The organism is Mesorhizobium sp. M2E.F.Ca.ET.209.01.1.1 (assembly GCF_004010375.2).
Taxonomy (GTDB): domain Bacteria; phylum Pseudomonadota; class Alphaproteobacteria; order Rhizobiales; family Rhizobiaceae; genus Mesorhizobium.
Window position 1 is genome coordinate 234511 of record NZ_SADP02000001.1, and the last position, 19238, is coordinate 253748.

Annotated in this window: 21 protein-coding genes and 1 pseudogene; 14 read left to right on the forward strand and 8 right to left on the reverse strand. The window is 64.2% G+C overall.

Annotated features, from left to right (window positions below; all coding sequences use genetic code 11):
• Positions 1-68: 68 nt before the first annotated feature.
• Complete coding sequence (locus EN852_RS01200) at positions 69-368, reverse strand: putative quinol monooxygenase (RefSeq protein ID WP_127864314.1); 300 nt, start codon at positions 366-368, stop codon at positions 69-71.
• A 121-nt stretch (positions 369-489) separates the two neighbouring features.
• Between EN852_RS01200 and flhA the strand changes: the two genes are divergently transcribed.
• From flhA to EN852_RS01215, 3 genes are read left to right on the forward strand one after another with little or no spacing between them, the layout of a single operon-like run.
• Entirely contained in the window at positions 490-2577 is a 2088-nt protein-coding gene (gene flhA / locus EN852_RS01205; protein WP_127874591.1) for a flagellar biosynthesis protein FlhA, read from the forward strand.
• Positions 2574-3326 carry a flagellar biosynthetic protein FliR gene (gene fliR, locus EN852_RS01210; RefSeq protein ID WP_127874592.1) on the forward strand — a complete coding sequence of 251 codons (753 nt, stop codon included), beginning with the start codon at positions 2574-2576 and terminating at the stop codon, positions 3324-3326. Before flhA ends, fliR begins: the two co-directional genes overlap by 4 nt.
• A gap of 5 nt (positions 3327-3331) precedes the next feature.
• A complete protein-coding gene (locus EN852_RS01215; RefSeq protein ID WP_127874593.1) occupies positions 3332-3715 on the forward strand; it encodes a hypothetical protein in 384 nt (127 codons plus the stop codon).
• A gap of 398 nt (positions 3716-4113) precedes the next feature.
• On the opposite strand, the gene EN852_RS01220 is transcribed toward EN852_RS01215, so the two are convergent.
• Entirely contained in the window at positions 4114-4935 is an 822-nt protein-coding gene (locus EN852_RS01220; RefSeq protein WP_210238211.1) for an AraC family transcriptional regulator ligand-binding domain-containing protein, read from the reverse strand.
• Positions 4936-5196: 261 nt separating this feature from the next.
• Here EN852_RS01220 and EN852_RS01225 point away from each other — a divergent pair, with 261 nt between their 5' ends.
• The 3 genes and pseudogenes from EN852_RS01225 to EN852_RS01235 form a co-directional block, all read left to right on the forward strand.
• On the forward strand, positions 5197-6108 hold the full coding sequence (locus EN852_RS01225) for an alpha/beta fold hydrolase (protein ID WP_210238212.1): 912 nt from the start codon (positions 5197-5199) through the stop codon (positions 6106-6108).
• A 32-nt stretch (positions 6109-6140) separates the two neighbouring features.
• On the forward strand, positions 6141-7049 hold the full coding sequence (locus EN852_RS01230; protein WP_127874594.1) for an SDR family NAD(P)-dependent oxidoreductase: 909 nt from the start codon (positions 6141-6143) through the stop codon (positions 7047-7049).
• Positions 7050-7333: 284 nt separating this feature from the next.
• Positions 7334-7453, forward strand: a pseudogene (locus EN852_RS01235) (IS6 family transposase); the annotation flags it as partial.
• 47 nt (positions 7454-7500) lie between these two features.
• Here the strand turns inward: EN852_RS01235 and EN852_RS01240 are convergent.
• A complete protein-coding gene (locus tag EN852_RS01240; RefSeq protein WP_246694136.1) occupies positions 7501-7935 on the reverse strand; it encodes a 4-hydroxyphenylacetate 3-hydroxylase C-terminal domain-containing protein in 435 nt (144 codons plus the stop codon).
• A 271-nt stretch (positions 7936-8206) separates the two neighbouring features.
• On the opposite strand from EN852_RS01240, the gene EN852_RS01245 reads away from it, so the two are divergent.
• The 4 genes from EN852_RS01245 (at position 8207) to EN852_RS01260 (ending at position 10246) form a co-directional block, all read left to right on the forward strand.
• Positions 8207-8776, forward strand: a complete 570-nt coding sequence (locus EN852_RS01245) for a rod-binding protein (RefSeq protein ID WP_245519480.1) — start codon at positions 8207-8209, stop codon at positions 8774-8776.
• 8 nt (positions 8777-8784) lie between these two features.
• Positions 8785-9204: a hypothetical protein gene (locus EN852_RS01250; protein WP_127874595.1), complete on the forward strand. Its 420-nt coding sequence runs from the start codon at positions 8785-8787 to the stop codon at positions 9202-9204.
• A gap of 31 nt (positions 9205-9235) precedes the next feature.
• Positions 9236-9766, forward strand: coding sequence for a hypothetical protein (locus EN852_RS01255; RefSeq protein ID WP_127874596.1), 531 nt, complete (start codon positions 9236-9238; stop codon positions 9764-9766).
• Positions 9767-9961: 195 nt separating this feature from the next.
• Positions 9962-10246 carry an SCP2 sterol-binding domain-containing protein gene (locus EN852_RS01260; protein ID WP_112126551.1) on the forward strand — a complete coding sequence of 95 codons (285 nt, stop codon included), beginning with the start codon at positions 9962-9964 and terminating at the stop codon, positions 10244-10246.
• Between the two features lie 116 nt (positions 10247-10362).
• Here the strand turns inward: EN852_RS01260 and EN852_RS01265 are convergent, their stop codons facing one another.
• Positions 10363-11076: an N-acetyltransferase gene (locus EN852_RS01265; RefSeq protein WP_246694137.1), complete on the reverse strand. Its 714-nt coding sequence runs from the start codon at positions 11074-11076 to the stop codon at positions 10363-10365.
• Between the two features lie 101 nt (positions 11077-11177).
• Positions 11178-12311: an ornithine/lysine decarboxylase gene (odc2, locus tag EN852_RS01270; RefSeq protein ID WP_127874597.1), complete on the reverse strand. Its 1134-nt coding sequence runs from the start codon at positions 12309-12311 to the stop codon at positions 11178-11180.
• A gap of 541 nt (positions 12312-12852) precedes the next feature.
• Here odc2 and EN852_RS01275 point away from each other — a divergent pair.
• From EN852_RS01275 to EN852_RS01290, 4 genes are all read left to right on the forward strand, one after another.
• Positions 12853-14049, forward strand: a complete 1197-nt coding sequence (locus EN852_RS01275) for an amidase (RefSeq protein ID WP_127874598.1) — start codon at positions 12853-12855, stop codon at positions 14047-14049.
• A gap of 2 nt (positions 14050-14051) precedes the next feature.
• Entirely contained in the window at positions 14052-14951 is a 900-nt protein-coding gene (locus EN852_RS01280) for a LysR family transcriptional regulator (protein WP_127874599.1), read from the forward strand.
• A gap of 134 nt (positions 14952-15085) precedes the next feature.
• Positions 15086-15754 carry a DUF1007 family protein gene (locus EN852_RS01285; RefSeq protein WP_127874600.1) on the forward strand — a complete coding sequence of 223 codons (669 nt, stop codon included), beginning with the start codon at positions 15086-15088 and terminating at the stop codon, positions 15752-15754.
• 7 nt (positions 15755-15761) lie between these two features.
• On the forward strand, positions 15762-16955 hold the full coding sequence (locus EN852_RS01290; RefSeq protein WP_127874601.1) for a nickel/cobalt transporter: 1194 nt from the start codon (positions 15762-15764) through the stop codon (positions 16953-16955).
• A 35-nt stretch (positions 16956-16990) separates the two neighbouring features.
• On the opposite strand, the gene denD is transcribed toward EN852_RS01290, so the two are convergent.
• Genes denD through EN852_RS01305 form a run of 3 tightly spaced genes read right to left on the reverse strand, consistent with a single transcriptional unit; the run spans position 16991 to position 19197 of the window.
• Positions 16991-17965 carry a D-erythronate dehydrogenase gene (gene denD / locus EN852_RS01295; RefSeq protein WP_127874602.1) on the reverse strand — a complete coding sequence of 325 codons (975 nt, stop codon included), beginning with the start codon at positions 17963-17965 and terminating at the stop codon, positions 16991-16993.
• A gap of 2 nt (positions 17966-17967) precedes the next feature.
• Entirely contained in the window at positions 17968-18174 is a 207-nt protein-coding gene (locus EN852_RS01300; protein ID WP_127874603.1) for a hypothetical protein, read from the reverse strand.
• Between the two features lie 42 nt (positions 18175-18216).
• On the reverse strand, positions 18217-19197 hold the full coding sequence (locus EN852_RS01305) for a cation diffusion facilitator family transporter (RefSeq protein WP_127874604.1): 981 nt from the start codon (positions 19195-19197) through the stop codon (positions 18217-18219).
• Positions 19198-19238 lie beyond the last annotated feature (41 nt).

The window sequence follows — 19238 nt, forward strand, 5'->3', positions numbered from 1 at the left end:
AACCGCAATGCCGGCCGCTTATGGCGCCAATTTGGCGTTGCGTGAATTAGTCTTAATGCCTCGGACGTTCAGGTCGGCGCGCCGCCGGCCGTTTCGTAAAGCATGAGCCTGCGGTCGCCGATGCCGAGTTCCGCCCAGCTCGCGCGCCATTCGGCGATATGCGCCGATTTGAAATGCGCTTCGAGCGCGGCGCGGTCGCTCCAGGCTTCCGAAACATGGATGAGCCCGGCGTCCAGCACATCCTGCGCGTAGGAATAGTGAAGGCAGCCCGGCTCGGCGCGGCTTGCCAGGATCATGCGTTGCATCGCCGGCCTTGCCCGTTCGAGCCTGTCGGCTGACAGCCGGATCGTGCCGGTGATCAGAAGCATTTGCCATCCCTTCGCAAGACCGAGGCAAGGTCCCGTAGCCACTCTCCCACCTTCGCGCAAGCTTGGAGGGTTACGGTCGAGGGCCTGCCTTGTGCGTGGCGGTTCTTGATTTGGGGACGACATGGCGATCAGCGAAACACTCCCGTCCGGCCTGGCGGCGAAGAACGGCCGCGACGTCTTCTTCGCGCTCGGCATCGTCGTCATCCTGGCGGTGCTGTTCCTGCCGATCCCCGCCTTCCTCATCGATATCGGCCTTGCCTTCTCGATCGCGCTCTCGGTGCTGATCCTGATGGTGGCGCTGTGGATCCAGCGGCCGCTCGATTTCTCGTCCTTCCCGACCGTGCTGCTTATCGCCACGATGCTCAGGCTGTCGCTCAACATCGCCACCACGCGCATGATCCTGTCGCACGGCAATGAGGGCACGCATGCAGCCGGCTATGTCATCTCCGGCTTCTCGAAGCTGGTGATGTCGAGCGACTTCGTCATCGGCCTCATCGTCTTCATGATCCTGATCGTGGTGAACTTCATCGTCATCACCAAGGGAGCCACCCGTATCGCCGAAGTCGGCGCCCGCTTCACCCTCGACGCCATCCCCGGCAAGCAGATGTCGATCGACGCCGACCTCTCCGCCGGCATGATCGACGAGAAGACCGCGCAGTTGCGCCGCCGCGAATTGGAGGAAGAATCATCCTTCTTTGGCTCGATGGACGGCGCCTCGAAATTCGTGCGCGGCGACGCCATCGCCGGCCTGATCATCACCGCCATCAACATCGTCGGCGGCATCGCCATCGGCTATCTGCGCCACGGCATGGGCCTCGGCCAGGCGGCGGACGTCTTCATCAAGCTATCGGTCGGCGACGGCCTCGTCACCCAGATCCCCGCGCTCATCGTCTCGCTCGCCGCCGGCATGCTTGTCTCCAAGGGCGGCACGCGCGGCTCGGCCAACCAGGCGGTGTTCGGCCAGCTCGGCGCGCATCCGCGCGCCCTCTATGTCGCGGCCTCGCTGCTGGTCATCCTCGGCCTGATGCCCGGCCTGCCGCTGTTCCCCTTCTTCGCGCTCGCCGGCGGCATGGCCGGCCTGGGCTACATCATCCCGCTGCGCCAGCACCGCGCGCTTGCCGCCGCCGAAGCCCTGAAGACGCAGGAGAAGGCGAACAAGGTCGAGGAGGAGAAGAACTCGGTCAAGGCCTCGCTCGTCACCGCCGAGATCGAGCTTCTGATCGGCAAGCAGTTGTCGACCCGGCTGATGGTGGCGCATCAGGAACTGGTCTTCCGCATGTCGAAGATGCGCAAGAAATTCGCCCAGCAATACGGCTTCGTGGTGCCGGAAGTGCGCGTCGCCGACGACTTCGCCATCCCGCCGAAGAGCTACCAGATCAAGGTGCACGGCACGGTCGTCGCCGAATACCAGATGCGCGTCGGCGAGATCATGGTGCTGCTCGGCACGCGCGGCGTGCCGGAAATCCCCGGCGAGGAGATCCGCGAGCCGGCCTTCGGCATGCGCGCCTATTCGGTGCTGGAAACCTTCGCCGAGGATCTGAGGCGCGAGAACTTCACCTTCGCCGACAATATGTCGGTGCTGCTCACACATCTTTCCGAGGTGATCCGCAACAACCTGCCGCAGCTTCTGTCCTACAAGGACATGAAGGCGCTGCTGGAGCGGCTCGACCCGGAATACCGCAAGCTCGCAGACGAGATCTGCACCTCGCATATCTCCTATCCCGGCCTGCAGGCGGTGCTGAAGCTGCTGCTCGCCGAGCGCGTCTCGATCCGCAACCTGCATCTGATCATCGAGGCCATCGCCGAGATCGCGCCGCATGTGCGCCGCACCGAGCAGATCGTCGAGCATGTGCGCATCCGCATGGCGCAGCAGATCTGCGGCGACCTCTCCGAAGGCGGCACGCTCAAGGTGCTGCGCCTCGGCAACCGCTGGGACCTCGCCTTCCATCAAAGCCTCAAGCGCGACGCCAAGGGCGAGGTGCGCGAGTTCGACATCGATCCGCGCCAGCTCGAGGAGTTCGGCCAGGACGCCACCAAGGCGATCCGCAAGCATCTCGAGGCAGGCGAGCGCTTCGTGCTCGTAACCGCGCCCGACGCGCGTCCCTATGTGCGCATGATCATCGAGCGACTGTTCACGACGCTTCCCGTGCTCAGCCATGTCGAGATCGCCAAGGGCGTCGAGATCAAGGTGCTCGGAACCATCTCGTGAACGCGCTCTCGCAAGGCGTCGTCATCGCCGCCTTCCTCGCCTTCTGCCGCATCGGCGCCTGCTTCATGCTGATGCCCGGCCTGTCGAGCGCCCGCGTGCCGCTGCAGGTCCGCCTGTTCGTGTCGATCGCCGCGACCGGCGGCCTGCTCGCCTTCCTGTGGGACCGCATCTACCCCTTCGTCGATCCGCGCCCGCAGGTGCTCGCGCCGATGATCGTCTCCGAGCTGCTGGTCGGCGGCCTGATCGGCGCCATGACCAGGCTCTACATGGAAGCGCTGCGCTTCATGGGCTCGGCCATCGCCACGCTGATCGGCTATGGCGGCTCCGGCGGGCCGGCGATCGAGGAGCCGGAACCGCAGGCGGCCCTTGCCGCCATCATCTCTTTCTCGGCGCTGCTTCTGCTCTTCGTCTTCGACTTCGACCACGAGATCGTCAAGGCGCTCGTCGCCTCCTACCAAGTCGCGCCGGTCAACGTCTTCTTCAACCCGCAGGCGGCGCTGGTCGACGTCACCGACACGGTGTCGGACGCCTTCTTCCTGGTCATCCGCCTCGGCAGCCCGTTCGTGGCCTATGCCATCCTGGTCAACCTGACGATCGGCTTCGTCAACAAGCTGACGCCGCAGATCCCGGTCTATTTCATCTCGCTGCCCTTCGTCATCGCCGGCGGCATGATCATCTTCTATTTCGCCGTCGGCACACTGCTGTCGCTGTTCGTCGACGGCTTCGTCGACCTCACCTTGGCAAGGTAGGCGCCATGACGACGCGAAAAGACCGCCTGAAGAAACTGGTCAAGGTGCAGGAACAATTGAAGGCGTTGCACGAGACCCGCCATGCCGGCTTCCTCGCCGCCGCAGTCAAGGCGGAAACGGAGGCCAAGGAGCTGATCGAGCATTTCGACACCGACAAATCGCTGGCAGGCCTCTTTCCCGCGCTCTACCACAAGCGCATCACCGACGCACTCGGCCGCCAGAAACAGAACCTGGAAGATGCCAGGCAGGAAGCCGCGCTGATCGCCACCGCGACGGCGCGCACCAACATGGTCGAGCGCGCCTATAAGGACGTGCGCCGCCGCGACGAACGCGAGCGCTCCGACCGCGAGCGGCTCGACCTGATCATGCAGAAGCGAGCCGAGGAGTAGCTCGGTAGCAACCCGAAGGTGATTTACGGGCGACACCACGACCGCTATGCGCCCCATGTCGGTCGTACAAGCAAACTCACTCGCTCCCCTAAGCAGACGGCGGCGCTGATCATAGTCCGAGATGCTTGTAGACATTTGTTCGCGAGAGGCCCAGATAACCGGCGTCCGGTCGCGACCCTTCAGGATCGGCTCTTCCAGGCGGATCTCGGAATGGCCAATCTGGTCGAGCGGAATCTGGCGGCCGTCCCTGCTGAATGGGAACCTATCACGGCGAGGAGGGATTCCGGGCTCACGCGTCATCGGTTCTTTCCAACCGAACTGTTACCACCGGAACCCGGAACACTATGACTTGCTGCGACGTTGCGGTGATTCCTCTCGCACTTGCTGCGGCGTTTTGCCTACCCACTCCCTGAACGCACGAGTGAAGGCGCTGTGCTCGGAGTATCCGAGGAGCAAAGCAACATCGACGATCTGCAGCCGGGATCCCGCAGATATGACGTGGCAAGCTGATATCGCACGAAATTGAGCTCGTCGCGAAAGCCGGTGCCGGCGGTCCTCAGGCGACGCTGCAGGGTTCGAGAGGAGCAACAGAGCTTCACGCTAACCTTCCCGATATCCGGCTCTCCCTCGAGCAGCAGGTGGGCGATCGCTTTGCGAACCTGTTCGATGACTTCCGCCTCCTGCGGAAGCTGTGACAACAGGCGGTCTGCATGCTGTTCGAGAACCAGAATCAGGCCTGGGTCGGGACTCTTCAGTGGCGACGCTAGGAAGTCGAGGCCGACGCGAATGACAGGTTCAGGTCGCTCGAATTTGACAGGGCACCCGAAAAAGTCCTCGTAGGGTCGGATGTCAGTTGGCTCGAGGTGCGCAAACTCCACCGCCGACAGATTTGCGACGCCGCGCACTATGCTGCGGCAAAACTGCGTAAAAACCGCGAACCCCGTCTCGGTGACCAACCGCCCAGGACGGTACCGGCTGATGTCCCAAACAACGTCAACCCAACCGGGGCCAGCCCGCTGGGACATCGGAACCACATCGAAGATCAGCCGCTGATAGCGTTCCAGCCGCTGAAGCGCAGCGCCGAGATTGTCGCAGGCGAGCAGCACCGGCCCAAGGATGCCAAGATGCCGGGCCGTGATCGTTTGGCCGACATGCAGGCCCAGTAGCGGGTCGCCCAGGTGCTGCTCGGCGCACGCCAACATCCGCTCCCAGCGATCCACGTCCACTCCACCCAGGCCGGTCGGATCATGCTCCGGCCAGGGCTCCCCAAGCACTGACTCGGGGGTATGTCCGTGAGCCTCCAGGTACTCGTAGAGAAGTTGGGCGTACGTCTCGGGCACCACCCGTCGGTGCAACGGTTTTCCCATTCCGATTGGCATTGTCATCGTGGCGCAAAGTGTCAAGCGAGTTGTCGGGTAGTGTCAAGACTACACCGCCTGCCTCATCGAGAATTGTGGTCCGACGACTCGATGGGGAGCGCGATGTCTCAGCAATCCAGACAAATCCTGGAGCCGACCGATGTTCAGTTCACCTCGGGCGGCCTGAGCTGCAGCGCCTGGCTGTATCGCCCTTTGGGCGACGGGCCATTTCCCGTCATTGTGATGGGCCACGGCCTCGGCGGTACGAAACGGATGCGGCTGCCGGCGTTCGCCGAGCAGTTCGCGGCCGCCGGTTACGCCTGCCTTGTCTTCGACTATCGGCATTTCGGCGACAGCGAGGGCGAGCCTCGCCAGCTACTCGACATCGGGCGTGAGCTCGAAGACTGGAAGGCCGCGGTCGCCTACGCACGCAGTCTCGATGACGTGGACCCCGCGAAAATCATTCTCTGGGGTTCCTCGTTCGGCGGCGGCCATGTTCTGTCCACCGCCGCCGACGACCCCAGGCTGGCGGCCGTCATTTGCCAATGTCCCTTCACCGACGGTGTCGCGTCGAGCCTCGCCATGAATCCCGTCACCTTGCTGAAGCTCACAGTCCTGGCGCTGCGCGACCGCATCGGGTCGTGGCTGTGCGCCAGGCCGGTAATGGTCGCGACGGCAGGCCGACCGGGCACGACGGCCCTAATGAATGCGCCGGACGCCTACGACGGGTATCTCGGAATTATGCCACCCGACGGCGGCGTCCCCAACCATGTCGCGGCGCGTTTCGCGCTCGACATCATCCGCTACTTTCCGGGTCGCCGGACGCCGCAGATACGCAGCCCGATCCTGTTCTGCGTTTGCGACACCGATTCGGTCGCACCGGCGAAAACCACGCTGCGCCACGCCAGCCGCGCGCCCCGACATGAGATCAAGCGGTATGTCGACGGTCACTTCGACATCTACGTGGGGAAGGCTTTCGAACGAGTGGTCCGTGACCAACTGGACTTTCTGCGCCGCACCGTTCCCACGAATTAGTTTCCGAAACGCCACCAACCAGGTGCCCACGAATGACGTATGACCTCAACCGAAAAGTGGTTTTAATAACTGGCGCCGCCGGCGGCATCGGCTCGGCCACCGCACGGCAGCTCTACGCGAGGGGCGCGTCCCTGGTGCTTACCGACATGCAGCAGTCGGCAGTCGACTGCCTCGCCCAAGAGTTCGATGGCGCGCGCGTGTTGCCGCTGGCGCTGGATGTCACCGATGCCGGCGCGACGAAGGCAGTCGTGCGCAAGACCATCGAGAAATTCGGGCGTCTCGATGTCGCCCTTGCCAATGCAGGGATCTCCTGGCGCGGCACGCCCGGTACCATCATGGGCTGCGATGAGCGGGAGTTCGAGCACATCGTCGAGGTGGACCTGTTCGGCGTGTGGCGCACCATCAGAGCCGCGCTGCCGGAGGTTGTTCGCAACGAAGGCCAGATCTTGGTAACCTCTTCCGTCTACGCCTTCCTCAACGGCGTTGCCAATGCACCCTATGCCGCCTCGAAAGCCGCGGTGGAGATGCTGACGCGATCGCTGCGGGTCGAACTCGGCGGCACCACGGCTACGGCCAGCGTTGTCTATCCGGGCTGGACCGCGACGGCGATCGCCAAGCCCGCTTTCGGCGGAAACGCTCTCGCCACACGGATGAGCGAGGTTGTGCTCCCCAGCCCTCTGCGTCGCCCCATCCAGCCTGAACAGATGGCGCGGGCGATCGTGAAGGGAATCGAGTCGCGCAGTCCCCGCATCATCGCGCCGGGCCGCTGGGCGCCCATCAATTTGCTGCGTGGCGTGTTCAACGCCGTGATGGATTGGCACTTGCGGCGGCACGCGCGCTTCCAGGAACTATTGCGCGAGCTGGAAGCGCAACAGCCTGCTCGCTCGCGGGTGCCTGCCATACAGGAGCCACGGCCAACGGATGAATGGATTTCCGCGTGACTTTTGACCTCAACGACCGCACGATCCTCATCACCGGCTCAACTGGCGGACTGGGTCGCGCGTTAGCCTCTGCGCTGCGCACCAAGGCGATCATCGCTGCCGGCGTCCCTCATTTCCCACTCCCGGGCTTTCGCGGACCATGACGAACTGAATTTCAGACGCGCGGTGGTCGGCACCCCATTTTCGGTGCTCTCGAAGGGCAGAATAAGTTCCGGTCTGACGGTAACTTCGACCAGATCTGGCTTTCGTTTTGCAGACTGATCGAAAGCATCCATGATCAGCGTGAACGCTTCTTCCGCAAGATGCCCAAGGACGAACTACTGCTTTCGCCAGAAAAGATTGGCACGGACGGCGCCAACACATTCCCATCCGCGATCAAAGCATCGGTCGATTCCGGGCTGCTGAGAGGAAGGTTGGGACCGCTCCTCCACGAGGGAACGGTCCCATCATCCTACGCCGCCTGAACGGTGCCTCGGCCGACGAGGCTGATGTCGTCCGGATTGATGAGGTCTGAACTCGTCCAGCCGGAAAGATCATATTCGCTCATGCAGTCCTTCACGATCGATTGCATCGAAGCCAGATCTCCGGTCGCGGCAGCGGCGTTCAGCGTTTCAATCCTCAGGTTCTCATAGTTGCCGGCATAGTTTCGTTCATAAAGTTCGTGTCGTCCGCCGAATTCGGTTCCGATGGCGTCCCAAAGCAGTTTCAGCAGCTTGACGCGGTCGAGCGCTGCGTAACCGTTCGAACCGCGCACGAAGCAGTCGAGATAGGGCCGGATCGCCTCGCTCTCGAAATCGGCCGAACTCGACGGCAGGTAGATCAGCCCGCTGGCGACGTGCCGTTCGATAAGCTCCTTGATCCTGGGGTAAGCCACCGGTGCCAGCACGGGTAAGCAAGCCCGGCATTGAGGTTGGGGAGGTTGTACCCGTCGGTACCGTCCCATGGAACCGCGATTTGACCATGGCGTCGCCGAGCGCATGGAAGGTGTTGCGCCATGCGATGACTTCGCCGACGCCTGCCTGGACGCCGCGAAAGTCCTTTGGCGCGAAGCAGACAGCCGACCCATACATCCGCATTCCGCCTCCGTTTCCCGCAAGCCTGCCACAAGCTTGTTCAGTCATTGTGCGGATAACAAAATCGGCAAAGGGCGGACTTTCTTGGCCATATCCCCACCCAGCGACATCGTCATGGACGTTGCCCGCGCAGCGGAGCCGGCCGATGTCGAGGCCGCTCGCGCGGCGCTCCTCAGGCGCGCGGGTGGTGCGCCTGGCGCCTTCTCGGTCGACCCATCCGCGACCGTCGATGCCGGCTCCGTGCTCTCGCGTGCGACCGCCGACAAGGCGGAAGCCGCTAATCCCGCGAAGAAGTTCCAGCGCTTCGAGGCGATGGTGCTGACGACCTTCATCCAGAACATGATGCCCAAGGACACCGAGGGCGTTTACGGCAAGGGCCTGGCCGGCGACATGTGGAAGTCACAGCTCGCCGAAAAGGTTGCCGATGTCATGGCCGCGCATGGCGGCATCGGCATCGCCCGATCCATGCTCGCCGACCACTATCTCGACGGCAAGCACAAGGTGCCGGTCGGCCCCGTTGCCGGGGGACCCCAGAAGGCGGAGATCGACCAGCAGACCAGGCTTTCGACCTCGATGGTCGAGGAGCTTGAGCGCAAGGCCGCACGGTCTATGACCGGCGACGACACAACCATAAAAACGGACATCAAGATCTAGGGACCTACATGGCCGACCAGACGGACCTTTCCAGCCTTCCCGCGCGCGCCAATGCATTGGAAGCGCCCGCCGCCGCACGACCCGGCAACCTCGCCGCCATCATCGGCCGCATCGAGGAAGTCGTGGACGAGGAGACCGCCGGCATCCGCAGTGGAACGGCCTATGACCTCAAGTCCTCGAACGCGCGCAAGAGCCGGTATCTTTACGAGCTCAACCGCGCCTTGAAGGGCGCCAACGAGATCGAATTCCTCGAGCAGCATCGCGAAGGCCTTTTGCGGCTGCGCCAGAAACTGGCCAAGAACGAAGCGGCGATCCTCGCCCATCTCAACGCCGTTAACGAGGTCGCCACGCTTCTGAGGAACGCCATCCAACGCGCCGACGCCGACGGCACCTATTCGGCCGGCGAGTTTGGAATGGCCAGGGCCTGATGACGATGATCACGGCGCGAGGGCAGATCCGGTGATAAAATTCATCGCCGCCGCGCTGTGGATTTGCGCCGTGACGCTCGGCGCGGTCTTCTATTCCTTCCAGGCGGCCAGCCAACGCGGCGCGGCCGAACCGCCGAAGCCGATGCTGGGCGGCCTCGACTACGTCAAGACCGACATGATCTCGGTGCCGCTGCTGCGCGATGGCACGATCGACGGCTATTTCCTCACCAAGCTCGTCTACACGATTGAGCCGGAACAGATGAAGAAGCTGTCGGTCCCGGCGCAGGCGCTGATGACCGACCAGGTCTATTCCTATCTCTACTCCAATCCGCAGATCGATTTCACCAAGAAGGAATCGATCGATCTCGACGCCTTCCGCAAGTCGATCCGCGACACCATCAACACCCGCATTGGCGTCGAGCTGGTGCACGATGTGCTGATCGACCAGGTCAACTTCCTCTCCAAGGACGATATCCGCGACAACGCGCTGCGCCGCCGCAGGGGCGCCGGCGAAACAGCGGCGGCGATGACCAAGGCGTTCAAGACCGCGCCGGAGCATTGATCGTCCGGCCAAGGTTGGCATGGATGCCTGAACCAGCTTACCCATGATGCGAGATGACGCATGGTGACCGCGTTGACGTTAACGTCAACTCAAAGCTATATGCGCCGGTGACAGGTGGCCGCGCCAGGGCGCGGCGCCTCGCCCAGCGGCTCGACAGGCCGGTGCGCGTCAACGCAACCAATGAGGAGAACCGCCATGGGCGTTCAGGAGATTGCCGACAGGATCAGGTCGCGCGTGGCAAGCGCCGGCTTCGAGCATTCGGTCAAGTTCGACACCGGCAGCGACGGCGTCATCGTCATCGACGGCGCGACCGTCTCGACCACCGACGCGCCGACCGACTGCACCGTCAAGCTGTCGCTCGACGATCTGGATTCGCTGATCGCCGGCGACCTCAATCCCACGATGGCCTTCATGGCCGGCAAGCTCAAGGTCGAAGGCGACATGACCGTCGCCATGGCGCTCAGCCAGCTGCTCGGCTGATCATTCGCAAAAAACAACGCCGCCCATCGGGCGGCGTTGTTTTTTGTCGAACTTAGAGCAATTCCAGGAAAAGTGCGTAGCGGTTTTCCGTCCGGAATAGCGTGAAAACAAAGCCTTCAGGCGACGAAGCCCTGGGCCTGTCCCTTGATCTTTCGACCGGCGGCCTTGATCGTGCCCCAGGCGCCATCCAGCGCGCCGTCCTTCAGCTCCAGCGCCAGAAGCCGGTGCCGCTCATAGGGGCCGGGCATGGCAAGCGCTCCGGTGCGATCGGCCGAGAAGCCGAACCGTCCGTAATAGGGAGCGTCGCCGACGAGCAGGATCGCGCCATGGCCGAGCCGCGCGGCCTCGGCGACCGCATGCCGCATCAGTGCCGAGCCGATGCCGCCGCTCTTCAAGCCAGGCTCGACCGCGAGCGGCCCAAGCAGAAGCGCTGCAGGACCGCCCTCGCCCAGCCTCACATCCCAAAGCCGCACCGTGCCAACGACGACGCCCGACGCATCGCGGGCGACGAAGGCCAGGCCCTCCGAGGGCCGGCGGCCGCGCCGCAGCTTTTCGGACGACTTCTTCTTGCGCTTCGGCCCCATGGCGCGGTCGAGCAGCATTTCGCGCGCCGCGGCGTCGCCGGCGCCTTCGCCCACGATGACGAAGGCTGGCACCTGGGCGGCCCCCTCGTCCGGCGCGCCGCGCGAGCCAGCCTGTGCCCGGAGTGCAAGGGAGGGCGCCAGCGCCGCCGAAAGACTCTTCTCCCCCGCGGAGAAAAGCTCAGCCGACGGTCCGGACGAGGGGGCAATTTCGGTGGCCGCAATGGCCGATTTGATCAGGTATTCCATGTCCGCGATCCTTCACGAGCGGAGATCTGTTCCACAAGCGAGCCCGGACGGGCGATGGAAATCGCCCGCGCCGGTCGATCTGAGCGGTCCTTGCGAACGGCTCAGATCACGTAGGATCGGAGAGGCTCGAAGCCGTTGAAGGCGACCGCCGAATAGGTGGTCGTGTAGGCTCCGGTGCCTTCGATCAGCACCTCGTCGCCGATGGTCAGCGACAAAGGCAGCGGATAAGGCGTCTTCTCGTACATCACGTCGGCCGAATCGCAGGTCGGGCCGGCGAGCACGCAAGGCGCCGTCTCCGAGCCGTCATGGCGGGTGACCAGCGGATAGCGGATCGCCTCGTCCATCGTCTCGGCGAGACCGCCGAACTTGCCGATGTCGAGGAACACCCAGCGCACATTGTCGTTGTCGGCCTTCTTCGAGATCAGCACGACTTCCGACTTGATGACGCCGGCATTGCCGACCATGCCGCGGCCCGGCTCGATGATCGTCTCGGGCAGCGCGTTGCCGAAATGCTTGCGCAGCGCCGAGAAGATCGCCTGGCCGTAGGCCTGCGCCACCGGCACGTCCTTCAGGTAACGGGTCGGGAAACCGCCGCCCATGTTGACCATCTTCAAGACGATGCCTTCGTCGGCGAGCGTCGCGAAGACGTTCTTGGCGTCACCGAGCGCGCGGTCCCAAGCCGTCAGATCGGTCTGCTGCGAGCCTACATGGAACGACACGCCATAGGCGTCGAGGCCAAGGCCCTTGGCATGGCGCAGCACGTCGACGGCCATCGCCGGCACGCAGCCGAACTTGCGCGACAGCGGCCACTCGGCGCCTTCGCCGTCGGTGAGCACACGGCAGAACACGCGCGAGCCGGGCGCGACGCGGGCGATCTTCTCGACCTCCTCGACGCAGTCCACGGCGTAGAGGCGGATGCCGAGCTGGTAGGCGCGTGCGATGTCACGCTCCTTCTTGATGGTGTTGCCGAAGGAAATGCGGTCGGCGGGCGCGCCCGCGTCCATCGCCATCTCGACCTCGGCAACCGATGCGGTGTCGAAGGACGAGCCCATCGCAGCAAGGAGGCGCAGGATTTCCGGCGCCGGGTTTGCTTTCACCGCATAATAGATCTTGGAATCGGGCAACGCCTTCTCGAAGGCGCGGAAATTGTCGCGCACGACATCGAGGTCGACGACGAGGCAGGGACCGTTCGGACGTCGGGTGGCGAGGAAGTCAAGGATGCGCTGGGTGGCCATCGGGTCTCTCCATAACGCCTTTCGGCGCGCACAAAGGCTGCGAAACGCGGGCGCTCAGCCTCGCGAACTCGCGGTCAAACAAAGGCGGGACGTCAAATCCATGGAACCAGCCGGTGGAGACCCCGGAACCATGAAATGCCGTCTCGCGGCGATGAACCTTGGCCTTGCCCGGCCTCGGTTCGCTTTGTCTGCCTTGGCTTGGATGGGAGACCCCGTCCGCACTGCCGGCAATGAAGGTGTGCCTCTTTAGTAACCCCGGTCTTTGGACGACCGGAAGAGAACCAGAAAGGCCCGCACCGTCGTTGCTTCAAGGTGTCCTCGATCTTGTGGTTGGCCACTGACCGACTGGAGTGGTTGGCTCCAGTTACCTTACCGATTGCCCTCACCATTCGAGGATCGGCGGACACCCACAGGCACGTGCGACTTTGGGCAAGCGCGATATAGGGGCGAAGGGTTTCACAATCAATAAAAATCGTAAGCCCAGGTTGTAAAATTTCTGGCATCGAACAATGTTGGTCGCACCGTATCCGGAAATCGAACGATGCCAGGAACTCAAGGACCGCTGAACGCCTTCCTCGATCTGCGCCAGATGCCTGTGGCGCATGCGGAATTGGGCCCGCTCGCTGGCCTGCGCCTCGCGGTCAAGGACATCTATGACGTCGCCGGCTACCGCACCGGCTGCGGCAACCCGCAGAAATTCGAGGAGGCGCATGCCGCCTCGCGTACGGCTGAAGCGGTGCAGGCGATCCTTGATGCCGGCGCGCGATTCGTCGGCAAGACCCAGACCGATGAGCTGGCCTTCTCGCTGTTCGGCCAGAACGCGCATTTCCCCTACCCGGTCAATCCCGCCGCGCCCGATCGCGTCGCAGGCGGGTCCTCCTCCGGCTCGGCGGCCGCCGTTGCGGGCGGGCTGGCGAACATCGCCACCGGCTCCGACACCGGCGGCTCGATCCGCGCCCCGGCGAGCTTCTGCGGCCTGATCGGGCTGCGCACCACCCATGGCCGCATCTCCCTCGACGGCGCGATGAAGCTGGCATCGAGCTTCGACACGTTCGGCTGGTTCGCCGACGACATCGAGACCTACGAGACGGTCGGCAAGCTTCTGCTCGGCCGCGACCCGCACCAGCACCCGCTCAGCCGCCCGCTGTCGATCCGCTGGCTGGACGCCTTCGTCATGGGTCAGGCGGAGGCCGTGCAATATGCGCGCATGAAGGCGCTGGCCGCCTCTGTCATCGGCCAGCCGGTGGAGACCGAATACGCCTTCGCCTCATTCCCCGACGAGCTTTACTGGTGCTTTCGCCGCCTGCAGGCCTTCGAGGCCTGGCGCGAGCATGGCCCGTGGATTTCGGCCGGCGGCCGCCTCAGCCCGGGCGTCGAGGAGCGTTTTGCCTTCGGCCGCACCATAGATGCCAAGACCACCGCCGCCGAAGCGGCGCGGCGGCTGGCGTTCCGGGCCGAGCTTGGCGCCCTGCTCGGCAACAACGGCTTTCTGGTCCTGCCCACCGTTCCCGGCGCGGCACCGCTCGCCGCCAGCACACCGGAACAGTTCCAGGCCTATCGCGAAAGGGCGCTGCATCTCTTGTGCCTTTCAGGCCTTTCGGGCTTTCCGCAGATCACCTTGCCGATCGGTTCCGTCCACGGCGCACCCTTCGGCCTTTCGCTGCTCGGCCCTTCCGGCAGCGACGTTGCCCTGATACGGCTCGGCCGCAGGATTCTCGACGCGGCACGAAAGGTCTGACCATGGATACATTGACCCGCATGCGCGCCTTCATCGACGTGGTCGAGGCGGAAGGCTTTTCGGCCGCGGCGCGCAAGATCGGCCGCTCCAAGGCGCTTTTGTCGAAATATGTGCGCGAGCTGGAGGACGAGCTCGGCGCGCTGCTCTTGAACCGCACCACGCGCCAGTTCTCGCTGACCGAAGCCGGCCACACCTACTATCAGCGCGCCTCGGAGATCGTGCGCGAGGTCGACAGCCTGGCCGAGACGGTGCGCCAGTCTTCCGGCGACGTCCGCGGCAGGATCAAGCTGTCGGCCGCCCGCACCTTCGCCGACGCGCCGATCGGCCAATCGCTGATCGATTTCACCAGGCAGCATCCCGACATTGTGCTCGACATCCATCTCGACGACCGTTTCGTCGACCTTGTCGAGGAAGGTTTCGACCTTGCCGTGCGCATCTCGCGGCTGGAGAACTCTTCGCTGATCGCCAGGCGGCTGGCGCCGTTCTCGGTCAGGCTTTGCGCGTCGCCGGAGCTGATCGCCAAGCATGGCGCGCCGACCAGGCCGCAGGATCTCGCCAACATGCCCTGCATCGTCGACACCAATGGCCGCTCGCTGGCCAACTGGCGCTTCAAGGGCGAAGGCGAGGAATCCATGAGCGTCGCCGTTTCCGGGCCTATCGAGGTCAACAGCCCGATCGTGGCGAGAGCCGCCGCACTCTCCGGCCTGGGCTTCGCCATGCTGCCCGATTTCATCGCCGCCCCCGACGTCGCGTCCGGCAAGCTGGTCACAGCGCTCGACGATCGGCTCCTGTCGGGCACCGGCATCTTCGCCGTCTACCCGCACCGCCGCTATCTGCCGGCCAAGGTAAGGGTCTTCGTCGACTTCCTGGTGCACTGGTTCCGGACGCGCGACACAGTCTGATTAAGCAAGCGTCCCAATTTCGCCTGCTTTATGTCAACCCTCGGGCTCGCTCCCTAGAGCAATTCCAGGAAAAGTGCGTAGCGGTTTTCCGTCCGGAATTGCGCAAAACAATGTCAAAGGAATCGCGGCACGGAATGCATCTGAAACGGCAAGCAACCATGCTGGCTTCGGCCCTTGCGGCCACATTGGCCTCGGTCGAGCAGGCTGAAGTCCATCCGCATGTCTTTGCCGAAGCCCGGCTCGACGTCATCCTCAGCCAGGATCACCAAAGTGTGACGGCGCTGCGCCACCTTTGGCGCTTCGACGACCTGTTTTCGAGTACAGTGATGATGGAGTTCGACAAGAATTCCGATCTGAAACTTGACGACAAAGAGCTCAAGGAAGTGGCCGACACCGTCCATTCCTCGCTGGCCGAGTTCAACTACTTCCAGCTCGTCACCCAGGACGGCAAGGACGTGCCCATGGTGCCGCCGCCGCACCTGATGGCGAATTTCGACAACGACCAGCTGATCATCCTGTTCGAATCGCAGCCCAAGACGTCGATCAAGCTCGCCGGCAAGATCGATATCGGCGTGTACGACCCGACCTTCTACACCGCGATCGACTTCACCGACGACGCCAACCTCACGGTCGAAGGCCTGCCCTCGACCTGCACCAAGAAGGTCATCCGCCCGGATCCGGATGAGGCGATCAAGGAAAACCAGAAGACCCTGACGGACGCGTTCTTCAACGATCCGACAGGCACCGACATGAGCAAGATCTTCGCCACCAAGCTCGAATTGGACTGCCCGCCGGAAGGATGATTTGGTGATGAAACCTTCGTTATGCCTGGCGCTTGGCCTGCTGGCTGCCATCCTGGTAATCACCCACCTGCCGGGCGCCGCGCATGCGCAAAGCTCGCTCGGCATCGGCACCAATGACGGCATGGCGCCGACCGCGACGGGTCCGTTCGCCCATATCCTGATGTGGATCAATCTCAGGCAGCAGGAATTCTACCATTCGCTGGCGGCCGCCATGAAGGCCATGCGCCAGGACGGCAGCAAGCTCTGGCTGCTGATCGGCCTGTCCTTCGCCTACGGCATTTTCCACGCCGCCGGCCCCGGCCACGGCAAGGCGGTGATCTCATCCTACATGGTCGCCAATGAAGTCGCGCTGAGGCGCGGCATCATGCTCTCCTTCGTCTCGGCGCTGCTGCAGGGCCTTACGGCGGTGGTGGTGATGATGCTTGCCTATTTCGTGCTGCGCGGCACCGCGATCTCGATGACCGACGCAGCCTGGTTCCTCGAAATCTCCAGCTTTGTGCTGGTCACCTTGTTCGGCGCCTGGCTGCTTTGGCGCAAGCTCGGTCCGTCGGTGCTGCGCCTGTTCGGCAGGACGCCGGCCTACAGCCTGTCGGCCGCGCATGCCGGCCATTCGCATGGCGGGCATTCCCACGCTCACGCGCATGCCCATGCCGGCCATTCCCATGCGCATGCCCACGCGCATTCCCATGCGCTGCATGTGCATAACGATCATGATCATCATGACCATTCGCATGCCCACGCCCATGATCATGGCGCGCATGAGCACCACCATCACGCCGCGCACGACCACGTCCACCACGACCATGGCCCGGGCGAGGTCTGCGAGACCTGCGGCCATTCGCATGCGCCGGATCCGGCGATGCTCTCGGGCGACCGCTTCGACTGGAAGACCGCCTGGTCGGCGGTGGCCGCCGTCGGCATCCGCCCCTGCTCCGGCGCGCTGATCGTGCTGAGCTTCGCGCTGCTCAACGGACTTTGGCTAGGCGGGCTGCTGTCGGTGCTGGCGATGTCGATCGGCACCGCGATCACCGTCTCGGCGCTGGCCACGATCGCCGTGACGGCCAAGAACTGGGCCGTCTACTTCGCCGGCGACGGCCGCATCGGCAACCGCATCCACTCCATCGTCGAGATCGGCGGCGCCGCCTTCATCTTCCTGGTCGGCCTGCTGCTTTTGTCGGCGAGTCTGTCGGGCGGCGCCTGACCGCCCGAATTTTCGCCGCCCAGCGCCGAATAGCCCTACGCTATCTTCCCGCCGAGCTCGTCCTCGATATGCGCCCGAATGATCTCGTCAAAGCTGCTCTCGGCGGCAAAGCCGAGCTCCCGCGCGCGCCTCGCCTCAAACCGCGTCGGCCAGCCCTTGACGATTGCCCAGATGGTCTCGTCCGGCTGCTCGCGGATCCGCTTCGCGACCTCGGCGCCGGCAATGCGCTCCAGCGCCTCGATCTGCTCACCGACGGTGACGGCGACGCCAGGCATTGTGAGGTTGCGGCGCGGTCCGACCTTGTCGCCGTCGATCTCGGCCGCATGGATGAGGAAGTTGACCGCCGAGCGCGGGCTGGCGTGGGTGTGCAGCACCGAGCGCGGCACCGGCAGGATCGCCTGCTGCCCGGCGAGCGGCTCGCGGATGATGCCGGAGAAGAAGCTGGAGGCCGCCTTGTTCGGCTTGCCGGGGCGCACGCAGATCGTCGGCAGCCTTATACCGATACCGTCGAAGAAGCCGCGCCGCGTGTAATCGGCGAGCAGCGCTTCGCTCATCTGCTTCTGCGTACCGTATGAGGTGAGCGGCGTCGGATGGAACTCGTCCGGAATGACATCCGGGAACGGCGCGCCGAACACGGCGATCGACGAGGTGAAGACAAGACGCGGCGCGAACGACGCCAGCCGCACCGCGTCGAACAAAGCGCGCGTGCCGTCGAGATTGACCCGGTAGCCGAGATCGAAATTGGCTTCGGCCTCGCCCGACACGATGCCGGCCAGATGGAAGATCACGTCCGGGCGCGGAGCCACGAGAGCCGCCATGGCGCCGGGCGCGGAAAGATCGCCGGTATGGATCGACACATCGACGCCCGCGAGCGCCGGCGCCTGCGGCGCCACGATGTCATGCAGGTCGAGCGCCGCTATCTTGCGCCCGCGCAAGGCGCCGTCCTTGGCCAGCCGCGCGATAAGCTTGCGGCCCACCATGCCGGCCGCGCCCGTGATCAGAATTCTCATCTTCAGAGACCTTTCTTGCGTTGGCTGCGTCCGCGCAGCCACAGGACGACGAACAGCCCGATCATGAAGACCGCTGCGATGACGGCCGCCAGCACCGTCGATACCTTGCCCGCGGCCAGCATGATGGCCGGCAGGAAATAGGCGGCGAGACCGAACACGAGCAGTATCACAGCCGCAGCGATCGCCGCGTTGCGTGTGTCACGATCCATCAGCAGGCTTTCCTGGCTTCGAGCTGTTAGGCATAATGGTGATCAGTGGTAGTGCCGGCGATCGGCGGGCGCGCCACGCGCATGATCGTGATCGTGGTGGTGGTCGTGCATGTCATGGCTGTCGGCGCATTGCCCGAATTCCGGTTCGACCGTGGCATGATCGATGCCGTGCTTGGCGGCAAGCCGTTTCTTGATGGCGCTTACCGCCACAAACGCATTCACGCCATCGTTCAGGCAGGCATGCAACGTCGCCATGTTGGAGGTCCCGTCGAGCGACCAGACATGCATGTGGTGCACCTCGCGCACGCCCTTGACCGCGCCTTCGATGTCCTTGGCGATCAGGTCGCGATCGAGACTCGCCGGCACGCCTTCGAGCAGCACATGCGCGGCCTCGCGCATCAGCGACCACGCCGTCGACAGGATCAGCAGCGACACCAGCACCGACAGGATTGGATCGATCGGAGTCCAGCCCGTTGCCAGGATGATGATGGCAGCGACAATGGCCGCGGCGGAGCCCAGCAGGTCGCCCAGCACATGCAGGATGGCGCCGCGCATGTTGAGGCTCTCGCGGTCGCCGCCATGCAGCGCGAAGAAGGAGGCGATGTTGACCAGGAGGCCAGCCACCGCCACGACCAGCATCGGCCCGCCGAGCACGGGCGCCGGGTGCATCAGTCGTCCCCAGGCTTCGTAGACGATCCACAGCGCGATGACGAAGATGGCGATGCCGTTGGTGTAGGCGACCAGCGTCTTCACCCGGCCGAAGCCATAGGTGAGACGGCCCGTTGCCGGGCGTCCGGCGAGATGGAAGGCATACCAGGCAAGACCGAGCGCGATGGCGTCGGCCAGCATGTGGCCGGCATCGGCGACAAGCGCCAGCGATCCGGTGAGCCAACCGCCGAGGGCCTCGGCGACCATGAAGCCAGCTGTCAGGCAAGTAGCCATCAGCACCCGTTTCTTGTCGGTCGAGCCGTGCACATGGCCGGCGCCATGGTTGTGCCCATGCGAACCGTGGTCATGCGCCATCGCGGAACTCCTCGTTACTGACCATGATCCTATCCGAACCG